15 protein-coding genes are annotated in these 12,088 nt (G+C 70.1%); 6 read left to right on the forward strand and 9 right to left on the reverse strand.

Annotated elements, in window-relative coordinates; all coding sequences use genetic code 11:
* Positions 1 to 4: 4 nt before the first annotated feature.
* The 5 genes from lptB to ACFONC_RS12400 all read right to left on the reverse strand — a co-directional run bounded on the left by lptB (position 5) and on the right by ACFONC_RS12400 (position 3,467).
* Positions 5 to 724: an LPS export ABC transporter ATP-binding protein gene (gene lptB, locus ACFONC_RS12380; protein ID WP_386744472.1), complete on the reverse strand. Its 720-nt coding sequence runs from the start codon at positions 722 to 724 to the stop codon at positions 5 to 7.
* A complete protein-coding gene (lptA, locus tag ACFONC_RS12385) occupies positions 724 to 1,287 on the reverse strand; it encodes a lipopolysaccharide transport periplasmic protein LptA (protein WP_386744474.1) in 564 nt (187 codons plus the stop codon). The genes lptB and lptA overlap by 1 nt, the downstream gene beginning before the upstream one ends.
* A complete protein-coding gene (lptC, locus tag ACFONC_RS12390) occupies positions 1,268 to 1,828 on the reverse strand; it encodes an LPS export ABC transporter periplasmic protein LptC (RefSeq protein ID WP_386744475.1) in 561 nt (186 codons plus the stop codon). Before lptC ends, lptA begins: the two co-directional genes overlap by 20 nt.
* Positions 1,825 to 2,367: a KdsC family phosphatase gene (locus ACFONC_RS12395; protein WP_386744477.1), complete on the reverse strand. Its 543-nt coding sequence runs from the start codon at positions 2,365 to 2,367 to the stop codon at positions 1,825 to 1,827. Before ACFONC_RS12395 ends, lptC begins: the two co-directional genes overlap by 4 nt.
* 101 nt (positions 2,368 to 2,468) lie before the next feature.
* Positions 2,469 to 3,467: a KpsF/GutQ family sugar-phosphate isomerase gene (locus ACFONC_RS12400; protein ID WP_386744478.1), complete on the reverse strand. Its 999-nt coding sequence runs from the start codon at positions 3,465 to 3,467 to the stop codon at positions 2,469 to 2,471.
* A 123-nt stretch (positions 3,468 to 3,590) separates the two neighbouring features.
* On the opposite strand from ACFONC_RS12400, the gene ACFONC_RS12405 reads away from it, so the two are divergent.
* The 3 genes from ACFONC_RS12405 to ACFONC_RS12415 are packed head-to-tail and all read left to right on the forward strand — an operon-like array spanning position 3,591 to position 5,418.
* Entirely contained in the window at positions 3,591 to 3,845 is a 255-nt protein-coding gene (locus tag ACFONC_RS12405; RefSeq protein WP_386744480.1) for a BolA family protein, read from the forward strand.
* Complete coding sequence (murA, locus tag ACFONC_RS12410) at positions 3,845 to 5,101, forward strand: UDP-N-acetylglucosamine 1-carboxyvinyltransferase (protein WP_386744482.1); 1,257 nt, start codon at positions 3,845 to 3,847, stop codon at positions 5,099 to 5,101. The genes ACFONC_RS12405 and murA overlap by 1 nt, the downstream gene beginning before the upstream one ends.
* Positions 5,101 to 5,418, forward strand: a complete 318-nt coding sequence (locus tag ACFONC_RS12415; protein ID WP_386744484.1) for an EF-hand domain-containing protein — start codon at positions 5,101 to 5,103, stop codon at positions 5,416 to 5,418. The genes murA and ACFONC_RS12415 overlap by 1 nt, the downstream gene beginning before the upstream one ends.
* Positions 5,419 to 5,615: 197 nt before the next feature.
* Here the strand turns inward: ACFONC_RS12415 and ACFONC_RS12420 are convergent, their stop codons facing one another.
* The 4 genes from ACFONC_RS12420 to purM are packed head-to-tail and all read right to left on the reverse strand — an operon-like array spanning position 5,616 to position 8,853.
* Positions 5,616 to 6,287, reverse strand: a complete 672-nt coding sequence (locus tag ACFONC_RS12420) for a DUF3108 domain-containing protein (protein WP_386744486.1) — start codon at positions 6,285 to 6,287, stop codon at positions 5,616 to 5,618.
* Between the two features lie 14 nt (positions 6,288 to 6,301).
* Complete coding sequence (locus ACFONC_RS12425; RefSeq protein WP_386744488.1) at positions 6,302 to 7,090, reverse strand: DUF3108 domain-containing protein; 789 nt, start codon at positions 7,088 to 7,090, stop codon at positions 6,302 to 6,304.
* Between the two features lie 10 nt (positions 7,091 to 7,100).
* Positions 7,101 to 7,742, reverse strand: a complete 642-nt coding sequence (gene purN / locus ACFONC_RS12430; RefSeq protein WP_386744671.1) for a phosphoribosylglycinamide formyltransferase — start codon at positions 7,740 to 7,742, stop codon at positions 7,101 to 7,103.
* Between the two features lie 52 nt (positions 7,743 to 7,794).
* Complete coding sequence (gene purM, locus ACFONC_RS12435; protein WP_386744490.1) at positions 7,795 to 8,853, reverse strand: phosphoribosylformylglycinamidine cyclo-ligase; 1,059 nt, start codon at positions 8,851 to 8,853, stop codon at positions 7,795 to 7,797.
* 158 nt (positions 8,854 to 9,011) lie between these two features.
* Between purM and ACFONC_RS12440 the strand changes: the two genes are divergently transcribed.
* The 3 genes from ACFONC_RS12440 to hda are packed head-to-tail and all read left to right on the forward strand — an operon-like array spanning position 9,012 to position 12,042.
* Positions 9,012 to 10,127, forward strand: coding sequence for a DUF2066 domain-containing protein (locus tag ACFONC_RS12440; protein ID WP_386744492.1), 1,116 nt, complete (start codon positions 9,012 to 9,014; stop codon positions 10,125 to 10,127).
* Positions 10,128 to 10,138: 11 nt separating this feature from the next.
* A complete protein-coding gene (locus tag ACFONC_RS12445) occupies positions 10,139 to 11,314 on the forward strand; it encodes an AI-2E family transporter (RefSeq protein ID WP_386744494.1) in 1,176 nt (391 codons plus the stop codon).
* The gene (gene hda / locus ACFONC_RS12450; RefSeq protein WP_386744496.1) at positions 11,311 to 12,042 is read left to right on the forward strand and encodes a DnaA regulatory inactivator Hda; all 732 of its coding nucleotides are present in this window, start codon (positions 11,311 to 11,313) and stop codon (positions 12,040 to 12,042) included. The genes ACFONC_RS12445 and hda overlap by 4 nt, the downstream gene beginning before the upstream one ends.
* Positions 12,043 to 12,088: the final 46 nt, after the last annotated feature.

Consider the following 12,088-nt stretch of genomic DNA (forward strand, 5'->3'; position numbering starts at 1 on the left):
ACGGCTACAGGCGGAACGAATCCCCCAGGTAGACGCGACGCACGTCCGGATTGGCCAGCAGCGCGTCCGGAGCCCCCTGCGCGAGCACGCCGCCTTCACTGAGGATATACGCCCGGTCGCAAATGCCCAAGGTCTCGCGGACGTTGTGGTCGGTGATCAGCACGCCGATGCCGCGGTTCTTGAGGTGGCGGACGATGCGCTGGATCTCGCCGACCGAAATCGGGTCGACGCCGGCGAAGGGCTCGTCGAGCAGCATCAGGCGCGGATTGGCGGCCAGGGCGCGGGCGATCTCGACCCGGCGCCGCTCGCCGCCGGACAGGCTGGCGCCGATCTGCTCGGACACGTGGCCGACCTGCAGTTCGTCCATCAGGCTGGCCAGTTCGCTCTCGCGCGCGTTGCGGTCGAGGTCTTCGCGCAGCTCCAGCACCAGGCGGATGTTGTCGGCGACGCTGAGCTTGCGGAACACCGACGGCTCCTGCGGCAGGTAGCCGACGCCCAGGCGGGCGCGGGTGTACATCGGCTCGGCGGTGATGTCGCGGCCGTCGAGCACGATCTCGCCGGCGTCGGCCGGGACCAGGCCGACGATCATGTAGAAGCAGGTGGTCTTGCCGGCGCCGTTCGGGCCGAGCAGGCCGACGACCTCGCCGGCATCGAGCGTCAGGCCGAAGTCGCGCACGACCTCGCGCGAGCGGTAGCGCTTGCGCAGTCCCTTGGCGACCAGCATTACTCGTCGTCCTGCTTCGGCGGTTCGGCGTCGCCGGCCTTGTTGTCGGCGCCGGCCGGGGCCTTGTTCTTGGGCTCGAAGGTCATGTTGACGCGCCCGCCGCCGGCCGCGGCGCCACTCTGCACCTGGCCGGTCGCCATGTTGTAGACGATGCGCTCGCCGGAGATGCTGCCGCGCCCGGGCTGCTTGACCACGGCGTTGCCGCTGAATACCACGGTGTCCCGGTTCTGGTCGTAGTCGATCTGCGCCGCGGTGGCATTCATCCAGCCGCCGTCGTCCATCTGCTGTTTCATCTTCACCGGCGAACCGGTGAGCTTGATCACCTGCTGGCCGCCGCCGCGGCGGACATCGGCCTTCGCCGACTGGATGTCGAGCGTGCCCTGGGTGATGTGGACGTTGCCGGACAGGATGCACGGCTTGGACTCGTCGACCGAACAGTCGGAGCTGTTGGCAGTGACGTTCATGCGCTGGTTGCGATCCGAGGACTTGGCCCAGGCCCCGCCCGCGACCACGCAAGCCAGTGCGGCGAGGAGCGGCAGCGTGCTAGCGGCGCGTCGGTTCATAGCTCATGTTGACCTTGGAAAGGAGTTCGATGCGGTTGGTGGCCAGGTCGGCCCGCATCCCGGTGCCCTGCATTGTAGAGGCGGGGCTGGTGACGGTCACCAGAACGGGCGATCTGGCTTCGTCCTTGTCGGGGAATACGTTCAGTTGTTCGGTCTTCATCACGGTCGGGCGCGGGTCCGACGGCGGACTGGTGGCCTCCACGTCGCCGCGCAGGCGCACCTCGCTGTTGTCCGCGGCGACCCAGCCGGTCTTCGATCGCAGCTCCCAGCGCTCGCCTTCCGCATCGGGAATCAGGAACAGCGGCGTGGCGATCGACAGCGTCTTGTCGTCGGGGCTGCGGGTGAGCTCGGGCGCGCGCATGGTGAATGCTTCCTTGCCCTGCTTGTCGAGCGCGACCAGTTCGAAGTCGTGCAGCACGTAGTCCGGGCGCGCGGTGGCAGTGGTCGTGGCGGGCGGCTCGGCGCGCTGGCGCCAGGCCGACCAGCCGGTGACGATGGCCGCGGCGAGCAGGACGAGGGTCAGGACGCCGCGCCAGCTCATGGCGCGTCCACCGCGGCCAGCAGCGCGTCCACGTGACCCTGCGCCGACAGCAGCAGGTCGCACAGTTCACGCGCCGCGCCTTCACCGCCGCGCGCCGCGGTGCGCCAGTGCGCGCGTTCGAGCGTCCATGCGTGGGCGCTGGCCGGCGCGACCGCCAGGCCGACCGCGCGCATGATCCGGATGTCGGGCAGGTCATCGCCCATGAAGGACACCTGCTCCAGGCCGATGCCCAGTTCGGTCGCCAGGCCTTCGACGCAGGCGAGCTTGTCGCCGACGCCCACGCACGAACGCACGCCCAGGTCGCGCGCGCGGTGCGCGGCGGCGGCGCTGTTGCGCGCGGTGACGAAGGCGACCTCGATGCCGGACTTGCGCAGCAGTGCCAGGCCCTGTCCGTCGACCACGCTGAAGGCCTTGGCCTCGCGCCCGTCGGCGTCGAACCACAGCCGCCCGTCGGTCAGCGTGCCGTCGACGTCGAAGCACGCCAGGCGGATCTTCGCAGCGCGGTCGATGATGTCGGCGGGGATGTCCTGGTTCGGCATGCGGTTGGCTTCGTGTCCGTGTTCTGGTGTCGTGCGATGCGATGGCAGGGTTTGCCACGCGGTCCAAGCTGTTCGAATCCGGAGTCCCCGGCCTCCGGCCCTTAAACCACCCGCGCCCGCAACAGGTCGTGAATGTTCAGCGCGCCAACGACGCGGCGTTCGTCGTCGAGGACCGGCAGCATGGTGATCTTGCGGTCCTCCATGAGCCGCGCTGCCTCGCTCGCCAGCGCATCGGCTTCGATCGCGACCGGGGACCGCGTCATCACGTCGGCGATGCGCGCGCGATGCACGTCGATGGCCGGATCGGCCAGCGTGCGGCGCAGGTCGCCGTCGGTGTAGAGGCCGAGCAGGCGGCCGTCGCCGTCGACGATCGCGGTCATGCCCAGGCGCTTGCGGCTCATTTCCAGCAGCGCATCGGCCAGCGAGGCGTCGGCGGCAACGTGTGGCACTTCGTCGCCGGCGTGCATGACGTCGCGGATGTGCAGCAGCAGGCGCCGGCCCAGCGCACCGGCCGGATGCGAACGGGCGAAGTCGTCGGAGGTGAAGCCGCGCGCTTCCAGCAGCGCCACCGCCAGCGCGTCGCCCATCGCCATCGAGGCGGTGGTGCTGGAGGTCGGGGCCAGGTGCAGCGGGCAGGCTTCGGCCGGCACGCTCACGTCCAGGTGCACGTCGGCTTCGCGCGCCAGCGTCGATTGTTCGCGCCCGGTCATCGCCACCAGCGGGTTGCCCTGGCGCTTGAGTACCGGCAGCAGCATCAGGATCTCGTCGGATTCGCCGGAGTACGACAGCGCGAGCACCACGTCGGCGTCGGTGATCATGCCCAAGTCGCCGTGTCCGGCCTCGCCCGGATGCACGTAGAACGCCGGGGTGCCGGTGGAGGCGAAGGTGGCGGCGATCTTGCGCGCCACGTGCCCGGACTTGCCCATGCCGATGCAGACCACGCGGCCGCGGCAGGCGAGCAGCAGCCGGCAGGCGCGGGAGAAGTCGCCGTTGAGCCGGGCGCCGACCGCGTCCAGGCCGCGGGCCTCGGTGTCGAGGACGCGGCGGCCGCTGGCGGCCAGCGCTGCATCGTCGATGGAAGGTGTTGCGCTGTCGGCCATATCGAAGCCGGGGCCTTTCCGTTAGGCTAATCGGCTCATTTTATGCGCTTCGCGGCGCAAAAGCCCGTTTGGGCCAGCCGCGGCCGGCGACCTGCTCATGCAGGCTTCACGAGGATTTCCGCGTTGGACACCAATACCATCCAGCAACTGATCGAACAGGGCCTGCCCGGCGCGCGCGTCGCGGTGCGTGGCGACGACGGCGTGCACTTCGAGGCGCTGGTCGTCTCCGACGCCTTCCGGGGCAAGCTGCCGCTGGCCCGGCACAGGCTGGTCTACGCCACCCTCGGCGAGTTGATGGGCGGCGAGATCCATGCGCTGGCGCTGCGCACGTTGACTCCGGAAGAACATGCTCCCCAGCAAGGCGGGGCGGAAGGCTGATGCAGAAGATCATCGTCAGCGGCGGCATCGCGCTCGAAGGCGAGGTCGCCGTTTCGGGCGCCAAGAATGCCGTGCTGCCGATCCTGTGCGCGACCCTGCTGGCGGACGAGCCGGTCTCCATCGCCAACGTGCCTGACCTGCACGACGTCAAGACCACGCTGCGCCTGCTGGCCGAACTGGGCGCCGGGATCATCGTCGCGGACGGCGCCGACCTGCAGGTCGATCCGCGCACCGTGCGCAGCCACGTCGCGCCCTACGAACTGGTCAAGACCATGCGCGCCTCGGTGCTGGTGCTCGGCCCGCTGCTGGCCAGGTATGGCGCGGCGGAAGTCTCGCTGCCCGGCGGCTGCGCGATCGGCTCGCGCCCGGTCGACCTGCACATCAAGGCGCTCGAAGCGCTGGGCGCGCGGATCACCGTCGAGCACGGCTTCATCAAGGCCAGCGCGCCGCGCCTGCGCGGCGGCAAGGTGGCCTTCGACATCGTCAGCGTCGGCGCCACCGAAAACGTGCTGATGGCCGCGACCCTGGCCGAAGGCACCACGGTCATCGAGAACGCCGCGAAGGAACCTGAAATCGTCGACCTGGCCGATTGCCTGGTGGCGCTGGGCGCGGACATCGAAGGCGCTGGTACCGCGCGCATCGTCGTGCACGGCGTGGAGCGCCTGCACGGCGGCCGCCACCGCGTCGTCGCCGACCGCATCGAGACCGGCACCTTCCTCGTGGCCGCCGCGATGACCGGCGGCTGCGTCACCGCCACCCACGCGCGCCCCGGCACCCTCGACGCGGTGCTCGACAAGCTGGTCGAAGCCGGCGCCGACGTCGGCAGCCGCGGCGACAGCATCACCGTCGACATGCGCGGGCGCCGGCCGAAGGCGGTCGACATCGTCACCGCGCCGCATCCCGGCTTCCCCACCGACATGCAGGCGCAGTTCATGGCCATGAACTGCATCGCCGAAGGCGTCGGCGTGATCGACGAGACGATCTTCGAGAACCGCTTCATGCACGTGCAGGAACTGGTGCGCCTGGGCGCCGAGATCCACGTCGAAGGCAACCGCGCCACCGTGACCGGCGTGCCCACGCTCAGCGGCGCCCCGGTGATGGCGACCGACCTGCGTGCCTCGGCCTCGCTGATCCTCGCCGGCCTGGTCGCCGAGGGCGAGACCGTCATCGACCGCATCTACCACCTCGACCGCGGCTACGAGAACATCGAGCGCAAGCTGTCGGGGCTGGGCGCGAAGATCCGGCGCGTCGACTGATGCAACCCGCCGGCCGGCCACCGGGACTCCCGCTGCGGCGCAAGCTGCTGTTCGGCGCGCTCGCGCTGCTGGTCCTGTACTCGGGTTACGCGTGGTATGCCGGCCTGGCGTTCACGGCCGGGATCGAAACGCAGGACATGGACTGGAACGGCGACGGCCGCGTGTCAACGCAGGAAACGCTGCAGTCCTGGTACGCGGTCACCGTGCGCACCACGCAGGAGGGCGCACGCCGATGCCAGAGTTTCCACTGGCGCGGGCAGGAGGACGGGGAACCGATCCGCGTCGATTGCACGACGAGTTTCGAAAAAGCCGACTGAATCGACGACTGTAGGGTGGGTCTTGACCCGCCTGCGTCCGCGCGTGGAATGGCGGGTCAAGACCCGCCCTACGACGTTGAATCCGCTCCTGCTTCTGAATATCTGGACGCCACGGGCGCCCTTCGGGTTTGCGGTTTGGGCGGTTGGATCTTCAGGGGCTTGAGCAAGAGCTCCAACCGCCAACGCGCGCTGGCGTGCTACTGCACCGACTGGATCCGCAAATCGATCTCGTCCTTGCCATCCTTGCGCTGCAGGATGCGCGCAGGCACCGGGATCCCGTCGACGACCCAGGCGATGGTTTCCTTGTTGCCATCGCGGTTCGACACCTTGGTTGCCGTGTGTGTCTTGCCGCCGATGGTGATCTCGTCCTTGCCGGCGACCTTGTAGGTCATCGACTTGACCCGGCCGTCGTCGACCATGCGGTAGTCGAGCGGCTCGCCCGCCTGGACGTCGCGTGCGAGTTCGAGGTTGAGCAGCAGGGCGTCGACGTCGCCTGCCTGCAGCTTCACCGGGCCGGCGCGCTCGGGCTTGACGTCGCCGCTCCACGTGGCCACGCCCTTGTCCCAGTCGTAGGTCGCCTTCTTGTCGGTCTTCTTGATCAGCAGCAGCGACGAGTCCGTGCCCGAAAGTGGCCGCCACTCGCCGTCGTGGTCCTCGAAAACCGTGCTCTGGTCGAGCTTGATGGCGCCGCTGCCGATGCTCAGCGTGTACTTCCAGCGATCGTTGCCTTGCGATTCGAGCGTCATCTTGCCGGTGCCGTTCAGGCCCATGTAACTGGCCTGGTAGTTGGCGGTGAACGGTTCGACTGCGAGCGCGGGCGTGCTGGCGAACAGCAGCAGCGCGGCTGCGGACAGGAGGGGCTTGTTCATGCGGAAGGCCTTCATCATTGGGTTCCCCGGTATTCGATCAGTCGGAGGTCGATGCCATCACGGCCATCTTCGCGTTGCAGCATGCGCACCGGCGTGGGGACGCCGTTGACGACCCAGAAGATGGTCTCATCGTTGCCGCCGTTGACGCGTGAAACGCGCATCGCGCTGTAGCTCAGCCCGCCGACCTCGACCGTCTCGGTCTCGTCGGCCACCTGGTAGATGTGGTCGCGGACGCGGCCGCCGTCGACGAAGCGGTACTGCAGGCGCGCGCCGGGGCGTGCGTCGCGGATCACTGCCAGGTTGATCAGCAGGCCGCTCATGTCGCCGTCCTGCAGTGCGATGGGTTGGGTGCGTTCCTCCTTGATGCTGCCCTGCCACTGCGCGGTGTGCGTGTCCCAGTCGTAGACGCCGTTGACCTTCTTGCCCAGGAACAGGCCCTTGCGGACCGTGCTCTGGGTGAGCGGACGGAACTGCCCGCCGATGTCGTCGAACACGGTGCTCTGCTGGATGTTGAGCCCGAGGATGCCGGCAAAGCCGCGGTTGCCCTTGATGCCGAGGTCGACGCGCCACTGCGCCCCGCCGTTGTGCACGACCTTCATCGTCGCGTTGCCGGCAAGGTCGCCCTTGTTGTAGGCCTCGTAGGTGGCCACGAAGGGTTCCAGCTCGGGGCGCGGGGCTTGTTCCGGGGCGTCGTCCACGGCGGCGGGCTGCGCCGGCGCCGGCTGCGACGCGGGGGCGTCCTGGGCGTGGGCGGCCGGCCACGCGAGCGCGGCGAGCAGTGCGAGAAGGGGGAGCTTGTTCATCGGGGCGCCATCATGCAAAGCGTCGGTTGGCTGCCAGCTGAAGCGGCGGGCTCGCGACCCCGTCGACCTGAATGCCATCTTCAGCAAGCGCGATGCGGCCGGCGGCGAGCCAGCGCACGGTCTCCACCAGCAGCGGGTGCTCGCGTTCGAGCACCCGCGCGGCGAGGGTATCGGCGTCGTCGCCCGGAAGCACCGGCACGCGCGCCTGCGCGATCACCGGGCCGCCGTCGAGGTCGGCGGTGACGAAGTGCACGCTGGCGCCGTGTTCGGTTGCGGCAGCATCCAGCGCCTGCTGGTGGGTGTGCAGGCCCTTGAATTCCGGCAGCAGCGAGGGATGGATGTTGATGATCCTGCCGGGGCGGGCGTCGACCACCGCGGCGTCGATCAGGCGCATGTAGCCGGCGCAGACGATCAGGTCCGGTCGCGCTTCGTCCGCGGCCGCGAACAGGGCCGCGTCGAACTCCGCGCGGCTGGCGAACGCCTTCGGGGCAAGCGACCGCGCCGGGATGCCGGCATCGCGCGCGCGCTGCAGGGCGACGGCCTTCGAGCGGTCGGAGAACACGCCGACGATGTCGGCCTCTAGCGTGCCTTCGGCGATCGCGTCCATCAGCGCCTGCAGGTTGCTGCCGCGCCCGGAGGCAAGGACGGCAATGCGGTAGGGCGGCCGGGAATCGTGAGTCGGGAGTCGGGAGCCGGGCGAACGGTCAGCCGATGCGGACACGGTCACCACCGTCGGCCTTGACCACTTCACCGATGCGCCGGTGCGACAGCGCGAGCCGGTCGAGGTCGGACTCGACCGCGCCCACGGCCGCGGCCGGGACGACCAGCACGAAGCCGATGCCGCAGTTGAAGGTGCGCCACATCTCGGCATCCATCACCGCGCCCTCGCGCTGCAGCCAGTCGAACACGGGCGGCAGCACGATCGCGGAAGCTTCGATCTCCAGGCCCAGGCCGTCGGGGACGACGCGGATGATGTTCTCGGTCAGGCCGCCGCCGGTGACATGGGCCATGGCGTGGATCGAGGCGCCGTTGCCGCCGCGCAGCAGTTCCAGCACCGGCTTGACGTACAGCGCGGTGGGCGCCATCAGCGCGTCTTCGAGAAGCACGCCGCCGAGGTCCAGGTCGCCCGGTCGGCCAGCGCGATCGAAGATCCGGCGGATCAGCGAGTAGCCGTTCGAATGCGGGCCGCTGGAGGCGATGCCCAGCAGCACGTCGCCGGCTTCGACGCGGCCGCCGTCGCGCAGTTCGGATTTCTCCACCGCGCCGACGGTGAAGCCGGCCAGGTCGTACTCGCCGGCCGCGTACATGTCCGGCATCTCCGCAGTCTCGCCGCCGATCAGCGCGCAGCCGGCCAGCTCGCAGCCGCGCGCGATGCCGCCGACCACGGCGGCCGCGGTGTCGATGTCGAGCTTGCCCGTGGCGAAGTAGTCGAGGAAGAACAGCGGTTCGGCGCCCTGCACCAGCACGTCGTTGACGCACATGCCGACCAGGTCGATGCCGATCGTGTCGTGGCGGCCGAGCTGCTGGGCGAGCTTGAGCTTGGTGCCGACGCCGTCGGTGCCCGATACCAGCACCGGCTCGCGGTACTTGCCGGACAGGTCGAACAGCGCGCCGAACCCGCCCAGCCCGCCCATCACCTCGGGGCGGAAGCTGCGCTTGACCAGGGGCTTGATGCGTTCGACCAGTTCGTTGCCCGCGTCGATGTCGACGCCGGCCTCGCGATAGGTCATCGGAGCGGGTGCGGGAGGGGTCTGGCCGGTCACGACGACTCGCTGGGCGGGGAAAGCCGCGATTTTAGCAGTCGCGACGGCCTGGCAGCCTCGCAGGCGTTGGCCCGTTCAGGCCGGTACACCGCGACCGGGGGAATCCGCGGCGCGCCTTTGTGGCACCATTTCCGCTGGCGTGCAGGCAGGACCGAACGATGCAGCGAACAATCCGGAACCGGTGGGCATGGGCGACGGGCCTGTTGCTGGCGACGATGCTGGCGGCAACCGGCGCCCAGGCGCAGCGCGTCGAAGGCGACCGCGCCGTCGCGCGCGGCCTGTATGCGGCCGAGGTGCCGGTCAACAGCCAGAACGAGGCCGAGCGCAAGGCCGGTTTCTCGCGTGCGCTGGCCGAGGTGCTGGCGAAACTGTCCGGCGACCGCGGCGCGGCCGGCAAGCCGGGCGTCGGCCGCGAACTGCGCCGGGCCGCGGATTACGTCGACGGCTACGACTACCGCCAGGACGAAGGCGTGTCCGCCAGCGGTGCACCGAGCTACACCACCAAGCTGGTCGTGCGCTTCCGCGAGGACGACATCGACGCGCTCGCCTCGGCGCTGGGCCTGCCGGTGTGGCCGGCGCCACGGCCCAAGCCGGTGCTGTGGCTGGCGATCGACGACGGTTCCGGCCCGCGCCTGGTGGCGCTGGCGCAGAACAACGTCGCCCGCTCGGTGCTGCAGCGTGCAAAGCAGCGCGGCTACAGCCTGGGCCTGCCGTCGGGCAGCGCCGCCGAGCAGGCGGCCGTGGGCGCGATCTGGCGCGGCGACACTGCCGCCATCACGCGGCTGTCGTCGCGCTACAGCCCGCCGATGCAGCTGATCGGCAAGCTCTATCGCAACAAGGGCGGCTGGACCGCCGACTGGATCTTCGTCGACAACGGCCGCGTGCTGTCGAGGTGGAGCGACAGCGAGAGCGACGCGCGCCGGGCAATGGCCAGCGGCGCCGACGGCGCGGCCGACGCGCTGACCAAGCGCTACGCCAAGCGCAGCCCGGCCGGCCCGCCGGGCAAGTATCGCGTCACCTTTACCGGGATCAACGACGGCGCCGACTACGTGCGGCTGTCGGCGCTGCTGCAGGGCATGTCGGTGGTGCGCGGGATCACGCCGCTGAGCGCGACGCCGCAGGGGCTCGAGGTCGACCTCGAACTGCTCACCGGCCTGCCGGGCTTCCGCCGCATGGTCGACGAGGACGTGCTGCTGGAAGTGGGCGCGCCGGTCGAGGGCGACGAGACCGTGCCCGGTGAAGTGGTCGCGCCCGCCGTCTTCCAGCTGCTCTGAGCCCGCGGCCCATGGACGACACCGCCGTCAACGACATCGCCCGTTTCTTCAGGCGCCTGCAGTGGGCGCTGGTGGCGCTGGCAGTGCTCTGGCTGGTGTGGCTGATGGGGCCGGTGCTGACGCCGTTCGTCGTCGCCGCGCTGCTGGGCTGGCTCGGCGATCCGCTGGTCGACCGCCTGCAGCGCGCCGGCCGTTCGCGCAATACGGCGGTCGTGCTGGTATTCGCGCTGATGGCGCTGCTGCTGGCGCTGGCGCTGCTGATCCTCGTACCGACGTTGCAGCGGCAGATCGCCACCCTGGTGCACTCGCTGCCGAACTACCGCGACTGGTTCGTCGACACCGCGATCCCGTGGCTGGAGCAGCGCACCCGGCTGGATCTGTCGACCTGGCTCAACCCCGAGTACCTGATCGAGCAGCTGCGCGTGCACTGGGAGCGCGCAGGCGGGGTCGCCACCACGGCGCTGGGCTACCTGTCGCGCTCGGGCTTCGCGGTGTTCGCGATGGTCGCCAACGTCGTGCTGATCCCGGTGCTGACGTTCTTCTTCCTGCGCGACTGGGACGTGTTCGTCGAACGCGTCGCGTCGCTGGTGCCGCGCGACCACCTCGGCACCGCGTCGCGGCTCGCGAAGGAATCCAGCGACATGCTTGGCGGCTTCCTGCGCGGGCAGTTCACGGTGATGCTGATCCTGGGCGCGATGTATGGCTTCGGCCTGTGGGCGATCGGCATCGACCTGGGCCTGCTGATCGGCATCGTCGCCGGCCTGCTGACCTTCGTGCCCTACCTCGGGCCGGCCAGCGGCGTGATCTTCGGCGTGATTGCAGCGCTCGTGCAGCACGGCGACTGGAAGCACGTGGCCGGCGTGCTGGCGGTGTTCGGCATCGGCCAGGTGATCGAGAGCTACTGGCTCACGCCCAAGCTGGTCGGCGACCGTATCGGCCTGCATCCGGTCGCGGTGATCTTCGCGGTGCTGGCCGGCGGGCAGCTGTTCGGCTTCCTCGGCATGCTGCTGGCGCTGCCGGTGGCGGCGGTGGCCAACGTGCTGCTGCGCTACGCGCACGCGCGTTACACCCAGAGCCGGCTGTATGCCGGACAGTCCCCGGCGCCCGGCGTAGGCGCCGAACGTGTCAGCGGTGGCGGCATCATCGTCCCCGCCGACAGCGACGACGAAGGCGAAGGCAAGGCGTGAGCCGTCCGGGCGCCCCGGCGGCCGCGCAGCTGCCGCTGGCGCTGCGCTATCCGCCCGACCAGCGCCTGGACGGCTTCGTTGCCGCGCCGTCGGGGGCGCTGGCGCAGGTCGAGGCACTGGCGACCGGGCGTTCCGGCGACTGGTTGTACCTGTTCGGCGCGCCGGCCTCGGGCAAGACGCATCTTGCGCTTTCCGCCTGCGCGGCGGTCGAAGGCGACGGGCGCCGCAGCGCCTACCTGCCGCTCGCGGCCGCGGCGGGACGGCTGCGCGAGGCGCTCGATGCGCTGCACGACAACCCCTTCATCGCACTCGACGGACTGGACGCCATCGCCGGCGGCCGCGAGGACGAGCACGCGCTGTTCGATTTCCACAACCGCGCGCGCGATGCCGGCATCGCGGTGCTCTACACCGCTCGCGTCGCGCCCGATGCCTTGCCGCTGGCACTTCCTGACCTGCGCTCGAGGCTGTCGCAGTGCACGCGTATCGCGCTGTCGCCGCTGGACGACGATGGCCGCCGCGAAGTGCTGCGGCTGCGCGCGCGCCGTCGCGGGCTGGCGATCGACGAAGCCGCGATCGACTGGCTGCTGCGCCGGGTCGATCGCGACCTGTCGAGCCTGGCCAGGCTGCTTGACCAGCTCGATCGCGCTTCGCTGGCCGAGCAGCGGCGGATCACGGTGCCGTTCCTGCGCCAGGTGCTGGGTGGCGACGCGAACCAGGGCGCGCCGTAGCACGGCGCCGGTCGTCGCGCCGCTCCGCCGCGCCTGCGCAAGGACG

The sequence above is a fragment of the Luteimonas soli genome (genome assembly GCF_042648865.1).
Taxonomy (GTDB): Bacteria; Pseudomonadota; Gammaproteobacteria; order Xanthomonadales; family Xanthomonadaceae; genus Luteimonas; species Luteimonas soli.

What these genes read in the sequence shown, in the direction of transcription:
- lptB (WP_386744472.1), bottom strand. Translation starts at nt 724, where the DNA reads ATGCTGGTCGCCAAGGGACTGCGCAAGCGCTACCGCTCGCGCGAGGTC.
- lptA (WP_386744474.1), bottom strand. Translation starts at nt 1,287, where the DNA reads ATGAACCGACGCGCCGCTAGCACGCTGCCGCTCCTCGCCGCACTGGCT.
- lptC (WP_386744475.1), bottom strand. Translation starts at nt 1,828, where the DNA reads ATGAGCTGGCGCGGCGTCCTGACCCTCGTCCTGCTCGCCGCGGCCATC.
- ACFONC_RS12395 (WP_386744477.1), bottom strand. Translation starts at nt 2,367, where the DNA reads ATGCCGAACCAGGACATCCCCGCCGACATCATCGACCGCGCTGCGAAG.
- ACFONC_RS12400 (WP_386744478.1), bottom strand. Translation starts at nt 3,467, where the DNA reads ATGGCCGACAGCGCAACACCTTCCATCGACGATGCAGCGCTGGCCGCC.
- murA (WP_386744482.1), top strand. Translation starts at nt 3,845, where the DNA reads ATGCAGAAGATCATCGTCAGCGGCGGCATCGCGCTCGAAGGCGAGGTC.
- ACFONC_RS12415 (WP_386744484.1), top strand. Translation starts at nt 5,101, where the DNA reads ATGCAACCCGCCGGCCGGCCACCGGGACTCCCGCTGCGGCGCAAGCTG.
- ACFONC_RS12420 (WP_386744486.1), bottom strand. Translation starts at nt 6,287, where the DNA reads ATGAACAAGCCCCTCCTGTCCGCAGCCGCGCTGCTGCTGTTCGCCAGC.
- ACFONC_RS12425 (WP_386744488.1), bottom strand. Translation starts at nt 7,090, where the DNA reads ATGAACAAGCTCCCCCTTCTCGCACTGCTCGCCGCGCTCGCGTGGCCG.
- ACFONC_RS12440 (WP_386744492.1), top strand. Translation starts at nt 9,012, where the DNA reads ATGCAGCGAACAATCCGGAACCGGTGGGCATGGGCGACGGGCCTGTTG.
- ACFONC_RS12445 (WP_386744494.1), top strand. Translation starts at nt 10,139, where the DNA reads ATGGACGACACCGCCGTCAACGACATCGCCCGTTTCTTCAGGCGCCTG.